At 37.4% G+C, this 15,573-nt stretch carries 18 protein-coding genes; 6 read left to right on the top strand and 12 right to left on the bottom strand.

Going from position 1 to position 15,573, the window contains the following annotated elements; translation table 11 throughout:
- Positions 1 to 18: 18 nt before the first annotated feature.
- Both CVS84_RS01815 and CVS84_RS01810 read right to left on the bottom strand, forming a co-directional pair.
- Positions 19 to 411 carry an NfeD family protein gene (locus CVS84_RS01815; RefSeq protein ID WP_107690913.1) on the bottom strand — a complete coding sequence of 131 codons (393 nt, stop codon included), beginning with the start codon at positions 409 to 411 and terminating at the stop codon, positions 19 to 21.
- On the bottom strand, positions 408 to 1,322 hold the full coding sequence (locus CVS84_RS01810; RefSeq protein WP_054196349.1) for an SPFH domain-containing protein: 915 nt from the start codon (positions 1,320 to 1,322) through the stop codon (positions 408 to 410). The genes CVS84_RS01815 and CVS84_RS01810 overlap by 4 nt, the downstream gene beginning before the upstream one ends.
- Positions 1,323 to 1,402: 80 nt before the next feature.
- Between CVS84_RS01810 and CVS84_RS01805 the strand changes: the two genes are divergently transcribed.
- From CVS84_RS01805 to CVS84_RS01795, 3 genes are read left to right on the top strand one after another with little or no spacing between them, the layout of a single operon-like run.
- On the top strand, positions 1,403 to 1,831 hold the full coding sequence (locus tag CVS84_RS01805) for a copper resistance protein NlpE (RefSeq protein WP_107690912.1): 429 nt from the start codon (positions 1,403 to 1,405) through the stop codon (positions 1,829 to 1,831).
- A gap of 48 nt (positions 1,832 to 1,879) precedes the next feature.
- The gene (locus tag CVS84_RS01800) at positions 1,880 to 3,085 is read left to right on the top strand and encodes a copper resistance protein NlpE (protein WP_107690911.1); all 1,206 of its coding nucleotides are present in this window, start codon (positions 1,880 to 1,882) and stop codon (positions 3,083 to 3,085) included.
- A 1-nt stretch (position 3,086) separates the two neighbouring features.
- Complete coding sequence (locus CVS84_RS01795) at positions 3,087 to 4,283, top strand: MFS transporter (RefSeq protein WP_107690910.1); 1,197 nt, start codon at positions 3,087 to 3,089, stop codon at positions 4,281 to 4,283.
- Positions 4,284 to 4,331: 48 nt separating this feature from the next.
- Here the strand turns inward: CVS84_RS01795 and CVS84_RS01790 are convergent, their stop codons facing one another.
- From CVS84_RS01790 to CVS84_RS09775, 9 genes are all read right to left on the bottom strand, one after another.
- Positions 4,332 to 5,156, bottom strand: a complete 825-nt coding sequence (locus tag CVS84_RS01790) for a CheR family methyltransferase (protein WP_021090925.1) — start codon at positions 5,154 to 5,156, stop codon at positions 4,332 to 4,334.
- A complete protein-coding gene (locus tag CVS84_RS01785; protein ID WP_021090732.1) occupies positions 5,143 to 5,712 on the bottom strand; it encodes a CheB methylesterase domain-containing protein in 570 nt (189 codons plus the stop codon). The genes CVS84_RS01790 and CVS84_RS01785 overlap by 14 nt, the downstream gene beginning before the upstream one ends.
- A 112-nt stretch (positions 5,713 to 5,824) precedes the next feature.
- Positions 5,825 to 6,085 carry a FlhB-like flagellar biosynthesis protein gene (locus CVS84_RS01780; protein WP_021090972.1) on the bottom strand — a complete coding sequence of 87 codons (261 nt, stop codon included), beginning with the start codon at positions 6,083 to 6,085 and terminating at the stop codon, positions 5,825 to 5,827.
- A complete protein-coding gene (locus CVS84_RS01775; RefSeq protein WP_199906092.1) occupies positions 6,085 to 7,716 on the bottom strand; it encodes a flagellar hook-length control protein FliK in 1,632 nt (543 codons plus the stop codon). The genes CVS84_RS01780 and CVS84_RS01775 overlap by 1 nt, the downstream gene beginning before the upstream one ends.
- A gap of 21 nt (positions 7,717 to 7,737) precedes the next feature.
- Entirely contained in the window at positions 7,738 to 8,982 is a 1,245-nt protein-coding gene (locus tag CVS84_RS01770) for an MFS transporter (protein ID WP_107690908.1), read from the bottom strand.
- Positions 8,972 to 9,532: a hypothetical protein gene (locus CVS84_RS01765; protein WP_234411882.1), complete on the bottom strand. Its 561-nt coding sequence runs from the start codon at positions 9,530 to 9,532 to the stop codon at positions 8,972 to 8,974. The genes CVS84_RS01770 and CVS84_RS01765 overlap by 11 nt, the downstream gene beginning before the upstream one ends.
- Positions 9,483 to 9,761 (bottom strand): AtpZ/AtpI family protein, encoded by a 279-nt coding sequence (locus CVS84_RS01760; protein ID WP_084108504.1) that lies wholly within the window; start codon positions 9,759 to 9,761, stop codon positions 9,483 to 9,485. Before CVS84_RS01760 ends, CVS84_RS01765 begins: the two co-directional genes overlap by 50 nt.
- Complete coding sequence (gene hemL / locus CVS84_RS01755) at positions 9,761 to 11,044, bottom strand: glutamate-1-semialdehyde 2,1-aminomutase (protein WP_107690906.1); 1,284 nt, start codon at positions 11,042 to 11,044, stop codon at positions 9,761 to 9,763. Before hemL ends, CVS84_RS01760 begins: the two co-directional genes overlap by 1 nt.
- Entirely contained in the window at positions 11,041 to 11,646 is a 606-nt protein-coding gene (locus CVS84_RS09775; RefSeq protein ID WP_107690905.1) for a c-type cytochrome, read from the bottom strand. Before CVS84_RS09775 ends, hemL begins: the two co-directional genes overlap by 4 nt.
- An 83-nt stretch (positions 11,647 to 11,729) precedes the next feature.
- Between CVS84_RS09775 and folD the strand changes: the two genes are divergently transcribed.
- Genes folD through CVS84_RS01735 form a run of 3 tightly spaced genes read left to right on the top strand, consistent with a single transcriptional unit; the run spans position 11,730 to position 14,144 of the window.
- Positions 11,730 to 12,590 carry a bifunctional methylenetetrahydrofolate dehydrogenase/methenyltetrahydrofolate cyclohydrolase FolD gene (gene folD / locus CVS84_RS01745; protein ID WP_107690904.1) on the top strand — a complete coding sequence of 287 codons (861 nt, stop codon included), beginning with the start codon at positions 11,730 to 11,732 and terminating at the stop codon, positions 12,588 to 12,590.
- A 2-nt stretch (positions 12,591 to 12,592) separates the two neighbouring features.
- Positions 12,593 to 13,498, top strand: coding sequence for a signal peptidase I (gene lepB, locus CVS84_RS01740; RefSeq protein WP_107690903.1), 906 nt, complete (start codon positions 12,593 to 12,595; stop codon positions 13,496 to 13,498).
- Positions 13,485 to 14,144: a site-2 protease family protein gene (locus tag CVS84_RS01735; protein ID WP_107690902.1), complete on the top strand. Its 660-nt coding sequence runs from the start codon at positions 13,485 to 13,487 to the stop codon at positions 14,142 to 14,144. The genes lepB and CVS84_RS01735 overlap by 14 nt, the downstream gene beginning before the upstream one ends.
- Positions 14,145 to 14,162: 18 nt before the next feature.
- Here CVS84_RS01735 and CVS84_RS01730 read toward each other — a convergent pair whose 3' ends face one another.
- The gene (locus tag CVS84_RS01730; protein WP_107690901.1) at positions 14,163 to 15,548 is read right to left on the bottom strand and encodes a DUF4139 domain-containing protein; all 1,386 of its coding nucleotides are present in this window, start codon (positions 15,546 to 15,548) and stop codon (positions 14,163 to 14,165) included.
- Positions 15,549 to 15,573: the final 25 nt, after the last annotated feature.

Raw genomic sequence — 15,573 nt, 5'->3', positions numbered from 1 at the left:
AGTGCCAAAATGGCACTTTTATTTTAATATCACCTTGTCACCTCTAGTGCCAAGAACCATCACTTTTTCTCCGTTAGCTAAATTTCCGTCATATTTCCAAAGTGTCCCTTTAAAATAGACCATATTTTCTCTGATCTCGCCAACTCCGGCTTCGTCTAAAAATTCCTCGTTAAAGCTCTCTTTTCTGGACATAAATTTACTCTTTAACGGCGCTTTTAAAAGCACAAGAAGTACAATCGCAATCGCTGCTGTAATTAAAATTTGATAGCTCCAAGCAAAACTAAAACCAAAATTTATAGCTCCAACTACTATAAAAGCTATGCCAAAAAATAGCAAATAAAACGAGAAAAAGATAAACTCGGTGATGCACAAAACCACACCGATTGCTATCATTATAAAAGGGCTGATCACGCCTTATCCTTAGCTAGGAAATTTTTCAAAACGCTAAGTGAACCAATAAGCTCAGTTGCTTCATAAGGGACTAAAATTTTATCTTTTGAGCTATTTTTAGCTAGCTCGCTAAATGCCCCGACTCTATCGCGAGCGAGCAAAAATTCTGCTGCATTTGCGTTTTTGCTCATACTATCATTTATCATATCCATAGCCTCTTTTTGAGCCGTTGCGATAGCGATTTGTTCGTATTTTTTCGCATCAGCCATACGCTCGATCGCCTCTGCTTGAAGCACTTTTTCTTGTTTTAATGCCTCTGCGTTGCGAATTAAAGCCTCTTTTTCAGCCAAGGCTTTTAGCTCGATGGCGCGTTTTTCACGCTCAGCTTTCATCTGCATATTCATCGCCTCTTCGATGCCAAGTGGGACAGAAATTTCAGAAATTTCTACGCGCATGATCTTTACGCCCCAGTTGCCAGCAGCGTCGCCAAGAGCCACTTGAAGTGCGGCGTTTAGGCGGTCACGTGAGCTTAGCGTGTCGTCAAGATTCATCGCGCCTATCTCGCCACGAAGCGTTGTCATGGCTAAATTTGCAATGGCACGCTTATAATTATCTACATTATAAACCGCCATTTTTGCGTCAAATACCTTTAAAAAGACGATGCCATCGACGCTTATGTTTACGTTATCTTTTGTGATGACTTGCTGTTTTGTGATGTCCACAAGCTGCTCTTTTACGGTGATTATCGCTCTTATTTGATCGACAAATGGGATGATTATGTGAAATCCGCCGTCAAGCACTTTGTGAAATTTACCAAGTCGCTCGATGAGTAGATTATCAGCTTGTGAGACGATCTTGATACCGGCCTTTAAAAACAAGAACGCAAAGATAACCAGAACTACGACTAAAACGCCAAATGCTTCGATTTGCATTTTTACTCCTTTAATTTATAATTTGTTATTTTCTTAAGTATTATAATACATTTTAAATTTTATTTTCAAAAAGGATTAGCATGAAAAATTTTATATTTGTACTAAGTGCGGCCCTACTTTTGGCAGGTTGTGCATCATCTAGCCAAAACACAAACGTCCCACAAGGCAAATGTGAAGTAAAAAGTAGCTGCGAAGCTCCAATTAGCAGCATCGAGGGCACTTATAAAGCATTTTTACCTTGCGCTAGCTGCATGGGCATAGACTCAACCCTTACACTAAAAAAAGACGGCACATTTGAAAGTGCGATGAACTACAAATCAAAAGACAACTACAAAGCCGTTAGTAAAGGCAAATACTCAATCGAAAATGGAGTGATAACAACGATTGATGAGTATAAAGAAAAGAGCTTTTATAAAATAGAGGGCGAGAACCTAAAGATGCTTGATATGGATCAAAAAGAGGTCACTGGCGAGCTAAAAGATAAATACATCTTTAAACGCGTAAAATAAATTTTAAAGGCAAAATGATATAATTTTGCAATTTTTAAGGAGTTGCAAATGAAATATCTTTTTGCCATACTTATCTCATTTTTTATCATTGGCTGCGCGAAAAATGAAAATTTAAAGCCACAAAACCAAGAGCAAATACAAAAACCAAAAGAAGAAAAACCCCTTCTTAGAGACGAAAAACCCAAAAAACCAGAAAAACTAATACTTTCAAACTCTATCTACACGAGCTACTACACCACCTTGCCTTGCCCAAATTGCGAAGGCATAAAAACTATCATTACGCTAAATAAAGATAAAACCTACACAAAAACAATGCTTACTATGGATAAAGAAGTAAGCTTGGTTGAAAAAAATGGCACATTTGATGTTGATGATAGTGCCATCATTTTAAAAGATGAAAATGGCAATCTTAGCTACTTTGCACCAAATAAAAATTCCCTTCTTCAACTTGATGACAAGAAAAATAAGCGAGTTGGCGTGCTAGCTCAAATTTATAATTTCGAGCCGGTAAATAAAGCTTACAAAGATAGTTTTTTTGCTAAATTTTATAAATTTAAAAACAAAGATAGTTTTTTAGATATCGTAATCGCACCAAGTAAAAATGGTGCGAAAATAAGTTTTTATTCATCATTAAAAAATGGCTCGCCACTTTGCGAGTTTAGCTCTGAGCTACTTTACAATAAAGGAATTTTTTACCTTTTAGATGAAAAAGGCATCGCCCTAAGCATACACAGAATAAATAATGCAATTTTTCTAGTAGCAAATGACAAAATTTGTAAAAATGCTCACATAAGCGGACGATATAAAAAAGATAAAGATCAAAAAAATCTCTTTGGCAAAGGCTTTTTTGCAGAGCTGACAAACGAATCAGCAAATAGAGATGTGATAAAAATTTATGGATCAAAAAACATAAAACGAGATAATACAAAAAAAGAAAGCAGCTACATCGTAACAAGCAAAAATGAAAGAATTTTTGAATACACCTTACTAAACGGCATTATCACAAGCATTGAAATTTATTCAAACGAGTTTAAAACTCCAGAAAATATTAGCCTTAAATCAAATTTCAAAGATATAAAAAATTCTCTCGTTATCTCTAAATTTAGTAGTGACAAAAACAATATCTATCTAAAAATAGATAGCCACGATATGCTAATCACACTAAAAAATCCACTTGCCAAAGAGATAACAAGTCTAAACGATATCCCAGATGAAACAAAGATAGAGCAAATAACGCTAATGTGGAATCAATAAGTTGAAAGAATATCTTAAACTTTTAAAAGAAGAGAAAAATTTTCGCCTCTTAAGCATCATTCAGCTTATATGCTATTTTGGCGTATGGTTTTCGCACACAGGTATTTTTACCCTTCTTATCAAGCTTGACGCTCCTGTCTGGGCGATCACATTAAGTGCGGCGATGGCATTTATCCCAGGTGTTGTCATAGCTCCATTTAGTGGAATTTTAGTTGATAAATTTAGCCCAAAACCAATGCTTGTCATCATGATGACAGTTGAGACGATAAGCGTTTTCATGCTTCTTTTTATAGACTCACTTGATTTTTTATGGCTACTTTTACTCATCATTTTTGTTAGAAATGGCACTGGCGGAATGTATTTTCAAGTAGAGATGAGCGTGCTACCAAAAATTTTAAGCAAAGAAAATCTCAAACTCGCAAACGAGATCCACTCTATCATCTGGGCGGTATCATACACCGCTGGCATGGGGCTTGCTGGAGTTTATATACACTTTTTTGGTATTAAAAGCGCCTTTTTGCTTGATGGCATACTATACATTCTTAGCTTTGGATTTTTATATTTTTTAAATTTACAAGGTCTAAAGCCAGAATTTATAGAAAAGCCTCTAAAAATGCTCAAAAATGGGCTTAAATATCTAAAAGAAAATAGGCTCATCGTGCATCTTATATTTTTGCACGCCTTTGTTGGCATTACTGCTTATGACGCGCTTATAGCACTTTTGGCTGATTACAAATATGCAAATTTACTCTCGACATCGCTAATTATAGGGCTATTAAATACCTCAAGATCCATTTCACTTATGTTTGCTCCAGTCATACTTAGTAAATTTATAAATAAAAATACGCTTATTTTCGTATATATCGGTCAAGGCCTTGGTATCATTATTTGGGCTTTATCGCTTTGGAATTTTTATCTATCGCTTATTGGCATTATCTTTGCTGGATTTTGCACATCAAGTCTTTGGAGCTACACCTATACGATGCTTCAGCAAAACTGCAAAAAAGAATTTTATGGCCGAGTGATTGCATATAACGATATGATTTTTCTTGGCTTTAGCGCTCTCATTTCATTTATCATTGGTCTGCTTTATGATATTGGATTTAGCGTTGAGATGATTGCAAGTTTTATGGGAATCCTCTTTTTTGTAGGGGCTTTTTACTATCACATCGTATTAAAAAGCTACAAAATAAGGTGATTGATTTTAAATTAAGTCGCCCAAATTAAAAGGCGACTTGGCAAATTTTTATTTTTTTAGATAGTAGGTAGTTCCATTTGAAAAGCGCTTTTCATAAGCTGGAGTGTAAGGCACAAGATCAGCGTGCCCAGCGTAAAGCCTACCATCTGGCTTAAGCAATTTATGAAGCCTCTCAACGCATTTTAATCTAAAATCATCATCAAAATAGATCATCATATTTCTTGAAAGCACGATATCAAATTTTCCTAGATTAAAAATAGCATCATCAAAAACATTTAAAATTTTAAACTCACACCTTGGTAAAATTTCTTTTTTTATCTTAAATTTATCATCGACTTTTGTAAAAAATCTCTCTTTTTGAAAATCGCTTAACCTATGCAAGCTCCTCTCACTAAAAATACCATTTTGACAGCTTGCTATGGCTTCTGAGTTTATATCTATACCTACGATTGAAATTTCATGCTGTTTAAATCCCATCTCATAAGCAAGCATTGCAAGCGAATACGACTCATCTCCAGTAGAGCAAGGAGCACATAAAATTCTAGCTCCTCCAAGCTCCTTTGCGTAATAGATCACATCTTTAAGTTGAGGTAACTCTCTATAAAAATAAGTCTCATTTACAGTTACTAAATTTAAAATATCTTGTCGCAAGCTTGAGTTATATCTTATCATTGAAACAAGATCTTTAAAGCTTTTTATCTGGCGATCCCTAATAAAAATGGTAATTCGCTGCAATGTAATATCTCTTTTTGGCTCCAGATCAACTCCGCAAAGAGTTTTGATAACATTCATAAATTCATTAAAACTATCCATATCTTGTGAAGTATTTGTTTGCATTGTTTTTGTATCTTTTGCGTCATTAGTTAATAGCATTTAAAAAATCCTCCAGCTCTTTTTTTATCATAGTTAGATTTAATGATTTTAAGCTTTGATTTAGCTCTTTTGCACGTTTTGGCATACCATAAACTATCGCGCTCTCTTCATTTTCAGCTATACATTTTGCTCCAGCCTTATAAAGCTTATCAAGCCCAGATGCACCATCGTCTCCGATGCCAGTTAGTAAGATAGCTAACACATTTGCGCTCTTACAAATTCCAACTCCAGATTTAAACAACACATCAACATTTGGCGTATATATAGTCTTTTCTTCTGTATTTGGCTTTGCACTGATTGGTAAATTTGGTGATACCACTACATTTTGTTCACAGACATATACGGTATTTTCTTTTAAAATTTTCCTCTCATTTAAAATTTCAACATCCAAGCCACACTCTTTTCCGATTTGCATAGCAAAAGAGTTTATAAACATTTTATTCATGTGCTGGGCTATCACGATAATAGCTCCATTTAGTTTTACGTTTTTTAGTAACTTTTTTAAATGCCCAGGCCCGCCAGTAGACGCCCCTATTAATATTAATTTTTGTGCCACAAATAGCCTTTAAAATTTTAATTTAATATTTAGCTTACGCCATTTTTTTGTATATCGTCAATATCCCAGCCACTCTTTATATGCCTTGCTAATTTTTAAGCAAATTTATAGATCATTTCTTTGTGATCTTATATAAAAAGCTAAAAATTTCAGCAACAGCTTTATATAAATTTGGCGGAATTTCTTGATCAACTTCAACCTTGCTTAAAATTTCAATAAGATCAGGATCCTCTTTGATCGGTATATCATGCTCTTTTGCAAGATCAATTATTCTATTTGCTATCTCTCCAGCGCCACTAGCCAGCACTCTTGGAGCATTGTCTTTAGATCTGTTGTAGCCAAGAGCTACTGCTTTTTTCTTATTTACTTGCATTAAATTTTCTTATCAAAGCCCACATCAAGGCCACCAAATTTTTTAAATCTATCATTTAGCTTTACTTTTGACAAAGTTTTTATATTAAAGTTTGAAACTATAAGTCCAAGCTTTGATATTGCTTGTTTTAATTCGCTAGAGTTTGAGAGGATTAGCTCCTTAAACTCATTTGTTTGCGTAGCTACCGAAAGATCAATGTACCTTTTATCAATAAGTCCAACCATCACATTTATCTGTCCAAATTTCTTAAAATTTAGATCGATCTGAGCGTAAAATTTATCCTTTTTGCCTTGCTTAAATGCGATATTTCCACCCTCAACGCCGTCCCAAATATAAGGCATATAAGTTTGGATCCCGCCTTGAAGACTTGATATCATTTGATGCATCTCGATCTGTGAAATCATCTTATTTGCAGCATTTATGCTTTGTGGGTTTTGACTCTTTTCACTGATATTTAAAAGCGTACTTTTTATATCTTGGCTTAGTACCTTTGAAATTTCGCCACTATTTTTAGTCGTAATGTTATTTATATCGTTTGTGGCGAGATTTAGTTGTTTTAAAAGTGCCTTGCTCTCACTTAGCTCATTTTTAGCCAAACTTGCCTTAGCATCAGTAAGACTTAGGCTATGAGAAAGACGTCTCGCCGCGCTTTGGAGCTTATCTTGCAAGCTGCCATCCTTTGAAACATCGCTCATCTCATTAAACGCTTTTACAAGCCCTGCTTCATCGCCTATGTTATTTAGCGTTTTTAGATCGTTTTTTATGCTATCGAGGATAGTTTTTAGCTCTTTGTGATTTTGACTAAAACCAAAATTTTGATTTAGCTTTTCATTTGCCAGGCTTGCGACTTTTTCACTTAAATTTGAGATGAAATTTTGTATTTTGCCTATTTGATTTTTTACTAGCTCGCCATTTTGATCTTTTGAAAAATTTTTATCTAAAAATTTAACCACATTATCAAGCTTATCAACATCTTTTAAAAGGGTTTTTATATTTGAGTTATCAAGGATGTTTTTTGCGTCACTACTCGCTTTTTCAAGTATAGAAGCAAGTTTTGAAAAAGAGTTTTGATTGTCTAATTTTTCATCATTTAGGGTTAAAATTTGATTTAGCAAATTCCCGCTTGAGAGATTTTTTATATCGCTTAGTAGCTTCTGAACCGAGCTTGGAAGCTTTTCTGGACTAAGTGCATCTTTTAAATTTGCTTCAAGCATTACGCCTGAGTTTTTGATCTGATCATTTAGTGAGCCAGCCTTTAGATCGGCTATTGGTTTTAGAAATTCTTTTAGCTTTAGTGCAAGGCTCTTTATCTCAGGGCTTTCATTTTGCGCTGCTTCAGCCTCTAAGCTTTTTGCAAGGTCCGATAGCTCGCTGGCTAAATTTGGAGCGATTTTTGTATCTTTTGCCTGAGATAAAATTTGTTCAGCCTTGCTAAGACTTGAAGCGCTTTTTAGATCATCAAGCACTCTTGCAACGAGTTTCCCAACATTATCAAGTGTCTCTGAAATACTCTGCTCATTAGGCGTTTGTACGCTTGGCTGATTTTTAAAAAGCGAGCCTTCATTTTTACGAACTGGCACATTTTGAGTAGTATTTTGTCCAGTCTGAACCGAAGTATTTGATATATTCAAAGAATTTCCTATGTCCATTTTTCACTTTTTATTTTTTCTATCGGCAAAATTTCCATTTTGCTCAATAGTAGCGATGCCAGCCGTTCTTGCAACGAGCCTGTCGTTATACTCTTTTCTCATGTGCTGTGGTATTGTCTTTTGCGTTAGTGCAAATAAAATAAGCCCAGTAAAAAGCACCAAATAAACATAGATAAAGCCAAATGCTCCAAAAATTTTCATCGCATAGCTCATAAGAAGCGGTGAGAAAAGCGAAGCCAAAGAGTAGCTAAACAACAAAGCACGTGCGACTTGCACACTCTTTGTCTTGTCTGTGATCTCGTCATTTGCTCTAGCCAGAGAAAGCCCATAGGTGCAAAAAATTCCAGCCCCAAAAAAGAATGAAAGTAGATATTCAACCATTAAATTTTTGCCATTTAGCAAAAACAAAACCGCGCTTATTAAAGCTACGCTGCTACAAAGCAAAATAGCTGGCCTTCTGCCATATCTATCAGAGAAACTACCAATAAAAACTTGAGCTAAAAAGCCACCGATCATCGCAACCGTCATAAAAAATGACGCCTCTTTTGTGCCGTATCCTTGAAGCAAGACAAAAAGGCTTGCCATCGAAAAAAAGCCATTTATTGCTAAGCCCGCAATGAGCGCGCCAACAAGAGCGAGCGGGACGATACCAAAAATTTTTGGGATGTTTATGGGCTGACGCTCTGGGATTTGAGGCTGATTTATACGGATCAAATTTAATGGAATGCTTGAGAGCATGATAAAAGCTGCGCTTATGATGAAAATTTCAAAGGTATTAAGATCAAGCGCTAAGATCAAAATGCCAAGTCCAAAACTCGTGTAAAAAACGCCTTCATAAAAGGCTATCACGCGAGATCTTATTTTATTTGGAATTTTTGCATTTAGCCAGCTTTCTATAACCATCAAAAGCGCGTAGTAGCAATATCCCAAAAATGCACGCAATATCGCCCAAAATACTAAATTTTGATTTACCGCATGAAGCATAGCTGAGACTGCAAAAATGGCTGAAAAGATGGCAAATGCTCTAATGTGGCCAGTAGTTGAGATGACTCTGTGGGCTGTAATAGTGCTAATTAACGCACCCACAAAAAAGCCTGTATTGATTAATCCAATCTCTAGCTCACCCACTCCATTTTGCTTAAGCAGTGCACTACAAGATGCGATGACTAGGCCATTTCCGATAAAAAGCAAACTCATGCCCAAAAATAGCGGTCCCATCGAGCGGATAATCCTAAAGCTACTTGCCATCTGCATTCCTTGTTAAACTATGTTTATTTTGTATTATGCCAAAAATAAACGCTCCAATGGGCATGGGAGCAAGCCCAACTAAAAAGCCAGACACGTTTAGTAAATTTTCATTTCTTAAAAATAAAAATCCAAAGAATAATGCTGCGTAAGCAACCAAGCGGTAAGGCATAAATGCTGCCACATAGCTCTTATCCTTAAATGAAAATTTCTGCTTTTTTAGCCTTGCTTTCTCATCTTTTAGGTTAAATTCTTTTATCTCTTCTTGAGGAGAAATTTCATCCTCCTCATCCTCGTCCTCTTCTTTTATTGTGGCTAAAATTTCATCTCTTGCATTTTCTAGCCTTGAGTTTATGCGGTTTTTATAGGCAAAAAAACTAGCCGTTAAGATAATGAGCGAGGTAAAAAATGAAATTTGCGAGCTTATAAAAAATTGATTTGATATAAATTTGCCAACCGCGCTAAGAGCTAGCCAAAGCGCAAAATAGCAAATCAAAAGCCTACTAATCGTCCTCATCATCGTCTTTTGTGTAGCCTTTGTATCTGCTTTCATCTTTTAGCTCATCTAGGCTTTTTATCTGTGCTTTGTAAGCTTTATAGACATTTAAAATAGCAGCTGCAATGCCAATAGCAAAGCCTATCCAAAGAGCTGGTGTAAAATTTGTAGCCTTTTTTACAAAATACCCTAGCCCAGTGCCAAGCAAGATCGCAACTACGATTGAAACGCCAAGACTTAGTTGCTCAGCACCTGCTACGATATCTTTTATCTTAAATTTTGCCATTAGGCTTTTATCTCCAAAAAAGCCTCTTTAGCTGCGCTTACCGCTAGATCGATATCGGCTTCACTCATCGCATCGCAGACAAATCCAGTCTCAAACTGACTTGGCGCTAGATAAATTCCACGCTTAAGCATCGCTTGGTGAAATTTAGCAAATAGCTTTGTATCGCTCTTTAACGCATCGTCGTAGTTTTTCACGACATGATCTGTAAAAAAGTAGCCAAACATCGAGCCACGAACATCGGTTTGTATAGCGATGCCAGCGCTTTTTGCTGCCTCTTTGAAGCCGTCCATTAGTTTTTTAGCTAGTTTTTCAAGTCTAGCATATAAATTTGGATCGCTATTTATCTTTGAAATCGCCGCTATACCAGCACTCATCGCCACTGGGTTGCCACTTAACGTACCTGCTTGATATACAGCGCCCTCTGGGCTTAAACAGTCCATTATCTCGGCCTTACCACCAAATGCAGCGACGTTCATACCTCCGCCTATAACCTTGCCAAATGTAATGAGATCAGCGCCCACCTCGTGAAATGGATATGAGCCAAGGCGAGAAGCTCTAAAGCCACTCATAACCTCATCAAGGATGAGTACTGCACCAAATTTATCGCACACTACTCTAAGCTCTTCTAAAAATTTCTTATCGCCTGGCACAAGCCCCATATTTCCAGCGATAGGCTCGATTATGACAACGCCGATCTTATCTCTATTATTTTCAAAGATGGCTTTTACGCTTTCTATATCGTTATAAACTGCTAGATAAGTGTTTTTCACAACATCTTGTGGTACGCCGCTGCTTGAAGCGTTGCCGTATGTCGTTGCACCGCTTCCTGCTTTGATAAGAAGTGCGTCGCTGTGTCCGTGGTAGCAGCCTTCAAATTTTATTAGACCATCTTTTTTGGCATATCCTCTAGCCACTCTAATAGCGCTCATGGTAGCCTCTGTGCCAGAGCTTACGAAGCGAATTTTATCTATTTGTTTAAACTCATCACATATTAGCTTTGCTAGAGCTGTCTCTTTTGGAGAGGGAGCGCCGTAAGATACGCCTTGTTTTACAGCAGAGATGATAGCTTCTTCGATATCTTTGTCACAGTGGCCAAATATGAGCGGTCCCCAGCTTTGGATGAAGTCAAGGTATTTTTTACCCTCGACATCGTATAGATAAGCGCCCTTTGCGTGATCTATCATCACAGGCTCGCCACCAACGCTACCAAATGCACGAACTGGTGAATTTACGCCACCTGGGATATATTTTTTAGCTTCGCTAAATGCCTCTTTATTTGTCATTTTTTATCCTTTTGATTTTGTGTTTTTAAATTTGTCTTTTGATTATCTTTTTGATTTATTGCTGGCTTTGCTGGTGACTTTGGTGCTTGTGTAGTGACGGTTTTTGCTGACTCAGATGGTTTTACTGGGGCAGTTTTAGCTAACTCTGCTGGTTTTGTAGCAGGGGCGGCTTTGGAAGATTGCTCTAGCTGTTTTTGCGTCGTATCGGTGGAAACTGGCTTGCTTAAATTTTGCGCTTTTACTGCTTTTGAAGGAGTATTTATCTTATTTGTAATGTACTCATAAAGAATCGTAGTCTCCTCGTCTGTCAAAAAGTAGCTTGGCATGACACCTTTTGGCTTAGTTAGAGCAGCTTTAAAGCTTTCAAAATCTATATCATTTATCTTTGGCGCTCTAAGCTCATCGTCAACCGTTTTGTTTGCCTTTTTGTCAAAGTGTTTGTATTTGGAGATTAGACTGCCCTCGCCCTTTGTGCCGTGACATTTATCGCATCCTATGCCACGTGGATTTAGGTAGAGCATTTTGGCATATTCGGTCTTTGTGATAAAATCAGCACCAAAAATCGCCACACAAAAAAGCAAAAACAAAAAAACAGACTGCATAAACCTCTCTTTAAAAATTTTAATTTAATTTTAGGTATGATACCACCCTTGTGATTAAAAAAGCTTTTAAATAAGGATCCAATATGAAAATTTTAGACGGCAAAGCCGTATCTTTAAAAGTCAAAGAAAGCGTAAAAGTAAGGGCTGATGAGCTAAAGAAATTTGGTGTCGAGCCAACCTTAGCCGTCGTCTTGGTCGGCGAAGATAAGGCATCTCAAACATACGTTAGAGCCAAAGAAAAAGCCTGCAACGAATACGGCATAAAAAGCGTAGCTCACCGTCTAAGCGAAAATACAACTCAAGCAGAGCTTCTAGCACTTATAAATGTGCTAAATTTAGACGATAGTATCCATGGAATTTTAGTGCAGTTGCCACTTCCAAAACATATAGATACGAACACCGTTTTGGCAACGATCGATCCAGCAAAAGACGTAGATGGCTTTCACGCTGTAAATGTTGGCAAACTTGTCAGTGGCCTTGATGGCTTTGTACCTTGCACACCGCTTGGCGTAATGGAAATTTTAAAAGAGTATGGCATTGATGTGGCTGGACTAAACGCGGTTGTTATAGGTAGAAGTAATATCGTTGGCAAGCCTATGGCAAATTTGCTTTTAAACGCTTCAGCAACAGTTACGATCACTCATAGCAAGACTAAAAATTTAAAAGAAATTTGCAAAAACGCTGACCTCATCGTCGCTGCCATTGGCAGGCCATTTTTCTTAAAGGCTGATATGGTAAAAGATGGTGCGGTTGTCGTTGATGTGGGCATAAATAGACTTGATGATGGCAGGCTTGTAGGCGATGTGGATTTTGATGAGGTTGCGCCAAAATGCTCATACATCACACCAGTTCCAGGAGGCGTGGGTCCGATGACGATTGCGATGCTTTTAAATAATACAATCCTTGCAGCCCAAGCCAAGATAGCTAGCCACAAAAGAGCGTAATAATGAAAAAAATTTTTACTAAATTTTATGACTTTTGCTCGAGCTGGACTGGCACGGTTATCATTGTTTTGCTTGTCATTTTCTTTGTGGCTCAAGCCTTTGTGATCCCGTCTGGTTCGATGAAAAACACACTTTTGGTTGGTGATTTTTTATTTGCAAAAAAATTTGTTTATGGTATACCAACACCAAGAATTCCGTGGCTTGAAGTAAAAATTTTACCCGAGTTAAATGACAATGGACATCTCGTAACAGGTGATGGTCCAGCAAGAGGCGATATAGTCGTCTTTCGCTATCCAAACGATGAGAAAACTCACTTTGTAAAGCGCTGCTTTGCCACAAGCGAAGATGAGATAGTATTTACCGAAAAAGCCTTGTATCTACGCCCAAAAGAGGGAGATGATTTTATAAAGGCAAACTGCCATGAAAATTTAAACGGAAAAGAGAGTAAATTTGGCTACTCATGTAGCGATATAGCCGAACTTGATGGCAAACTTTTCATAAAAGAGCCATATAGATTTAGCGGCATCCACTATGACGAAAATGTAAATTTATTTGAGCAGATGGTTTTTATGCTAAATACAAACAAAGATAGTGTTTTTATGAAGCCAGTGCCCATTAGCTCACTACCGCAAAATCCAAATTTTAACTTTAACGCTTTTTACGCCAAAGTGCCAAAAGATGAGTACTTCATGATAGGCGACAACCGCGATCACTCAAACGATAGCCGTTTTTGGGGAAGCGTGGCTTACAAAGATATAGTTGGACAGCCTTGGTTTATTTATTTTAGCTGGGACAATAACTACAATGTGCGCTGGGAGCGTATCGGACGCTTTGTAGATACGATAGAAAATGACGAATTTTTCACTAGCAAAGCTCTAAAAGAAGGTGAAGTAGATGGGCTTCATTGATAACATAGACATAGTCAAAGTCGCCACTATCGTTATCTCTTTAATAATCGCCATCGTTGGTCACGAGATCGCTCACGGATATGTCGCTTATAAATTTGGTGACAACACCGCAAAAAGCCTTGGCAGGCTTAGCATAAATCCAATAAAGCACATCGATCTTGTTGGCACCGTCATCGTACCGCTGGTACTTTACCTAAGCACTGGCATGATGTTTGGCTGGGCAAAACCAGTGCCTGTAAATACCTACACAGTCGTACGAAATGGCGGCTACAAGGCAGCTATCTACGTAAGTCTAGCTGGTATCTGCTACAACATCATCTTGGGCGTCTTATCGCTTTTTGTGCTAAAGGCTTTATTAAATATAGAAGCCTTTGAAATTTTACTTCAGTTTTTATTTACGCTTGCGCTTTTAAATTTGATGTTAGCCATCTTTAACCTCTATCCGATCCCGCCACTTGACGGCTTTCACGCGCTCGAGTACGCACTTAGAAATTTTGGCTTTCATGCACTAGCTGAAAAGCTTGAGGGCATCTCAAGATATGGCTTTGTCATCCTTATCATCATCCTCGTCTCGCCTTTAAAAGATACTATCTTTTATCCAACAAGATATGTTTTAGATATCGCGAGCGCTTTTATAAATGGCTAAATTTAGAGCAAATTTGCTCTAAATTTTTGGCTTTGTGATCTTATAAGAGTACTCTTTTTTAAATTCCTCTTTTGGCGCAAGGCTAAATTTGAGCTCCACCTTGCCATCTTTGCTGATATCTTTTTTATCAAAGCCCTTTACCTCGACCTTTACCGTCTCATCGGCAGACACTGGTACACGATCGACCAAAGTAACATCAACGCTCTTACTTGAATTATTTTTGACACTTATCTCATAGCCCTCTTCGCTTATGCGGTCTTTGCCAAGAAGCGAGCTCTTTTTAAATTTATTCAAGCGCTCTTTTTTAAGCTCGATTAGCTCGTTTTGTCCTAAAAATAGCTGCACTGGCTCATCTTTTGCTTTCATCTCAAACTCGCCAGGACTGCCGACACTCACACCATTAACGTAAAACTGCGTTTTAGCTGGCGTTAGATCGTCATTTAGCTTAAAGCTAGCTACATTATATGCCTTGAGCGAGCCATAAAAATCAGCAAAAACACTAAAATTTGCATCTATTTTTTGCGTGTCATAAGTTATATATTTGCTCTCGCCTTTTGCTAAATTTATCCCATCTATCTTCCAAATTTTAGCAAACTCATTCTCATCTCTTTGCACACGCATATCAGCGACCTCGGCAGTGACTTTCGCAGCTTTTAGTATATTTTTTGAAGCGCCGTAACCATCAGCCTCCGCCTCGTTCTCCTCGTACCAAGAGTAAAACTTACTTGGAGCAAGCGCCTTTTGATATCTGGTCGGATAGATGGCGAGCTTTAAATTTTTAACATCACTCACAAATGGGTTGGTGAGTAAAATTTCTTGTTTTATTAAGATATTTTTGTTTTTTGTATCTGCATAAATTTCATTTAGCGTCTTTGGCGCCTCATCATCCATATATAAAAGCGTCACTTCTTTTGGGTCGCAAGCAAATTTCATATCAAGCTGCAAAAATCCAGCCATCTCGCTTTTTGGCTCATTTTCTTTAAGCGCTTCAAGCTCACTTTTAGTAGCTGAGATTTTCTCGATATTTTCTAGGCTAAATTTATAAAACTCATCAGCTCTTTTTGTCACATCGTTACTTTTGTTTTCTCCTATCAAAGCTTGCTCTATAAACCTGCCTCTTGCTTTTAGTGCCTCAAGCTTGCTACTTAAATTTACAACTTCTTGCTTCCATTTTATGTAACTTGGACTATTTTCTTCGCTGATCTTTTTTAGATTAGCATTTGCGTCACAATCCCCATTTATAGTGATGCTCTCACTCTGCACGCCCTCTGGCACAAAGGCACTAAAAGAGCTATTTGCGTCACTAAATTTTTGAGTGATGATGGTTTGATCAGTGTAGATCTCTATCAAATTTTCATTTGCAAAGGCTAGCGCTGAAGCCATTAAAAAGAGCGTCTTTTTCATATTTTTCCCTTTTAAGAATTTCTAA

Origin of the sequence: Campylobacter concisus (genome assembly GCF_003048575.1) — a bacterium.
Lineage (GTDB): Bacteria > Campylobacterota > Campylobacteria > Campylobacterales > Campylobacteraceae > Campylobacter_A > Campylobacter_A concisus_U.
Note: the sequence above shows the minus strand (reverse complement) of the source record. Positions and strands in the feature narration are given on the sequence as shown.

Bases quoted from the DNA above. Each gene is read 5' to 3' on its own strand.
- CVS84_RS01805 (WP_107690912.1), top strand. From the start codon at position 1,403: ATGAAAAATTTTATATTTGTACTAAGTGCGGCCCTACTTTTGGCAGGT.
- CVS84_RS01790 (WP_021090925.1), bottom strand. From the start codon at position 5,156: ATGCTATTAACTAATGACGCAAAAGATACAAAAACAATGCAAACAAAT.
- CVS84_RS09775 (WP_107690905.1), bottom strand. From the start codon at position 11,646: ATGCAGTCTGTTTTTTTGTTTTTGCTTTTTTGTGTGGCGATTTTTGGT.
- hemL (WP_107690906.1), bottom strand. From the start codon at position 11,044: ATGACAAATAAAGAGGCATTTAGCGAAGCTAAAAAATATATCCCAGGT.
- CVS84_RS01765 (WP_234411882.1), bottom strand. From the start codon at position 9,532: ATGAAAGCAGATACAAAGGCTACACAAAAGACGATGATGAGGACGATT.
- CVS84_RS01810 (WP_054196349.1), bottom strand. From the start codon at position 1,322: ATGCAAATCGAAGCATTTGGCGTTTTAGTCGTAGTTCTGGTTATCTTT.
- CVS84_RS01780 (WP_021090972.1), bottom strand. From the start codon at position 6,085: ATGCAAGTAAATAAGAAAAAAGCAGTAGCTCTTGGCTACAACAGATCT.
- CVS84_RS01760 (WP_084108504.1), bottom strand. From the start codon at position 9,761: ATGGCAAAATTTAAGATAAAAGATATCGTAGCAGGTGCTGAGCAACTA.
- folD (WP_107690904.1), top strand. From the start codon at position 11,730: ATGAAAATTTTAGACGGCAAAGCCGTATCTTTAAAAGTCAAAGAAAGC.
- lepB (WP_107690903.1), top strand. From the start codon at position 12,593: ATGAAAAAAATTTTTACTAAATTTTATGACTTTTGCTCGAGCTGGACT.
- CVS84_RS01735 (WP_107690902.1), top strand. From the start codon at position 13,485: ATGGGCTTCATTGATAACATAGACATAGTCAAAGTCGCCACTATCGTT.
- CVS84_RS01800 (WP_107690911.1), top strand. From the start codon at position 1,880: ATGAAATATCTTTTTGCCATACTTATCTCATTTTTTATCATTGGCTGC.
- CVS84_RS01730 (WP_107690901.1), bottom strand. From the start codon at position 15,548: ATGAAAAAGACGCTCTTTTTAATGGCTTCAGCGCTAGCCTTTGCAAAT.
- CVS84_RS01770 (WP_107690908.1), bottom strand. From the start codon at position 8,982: ATGGCAAGTAGCTTTAGGATTATCCGCTCGATGGGACCGCTATTTTTG.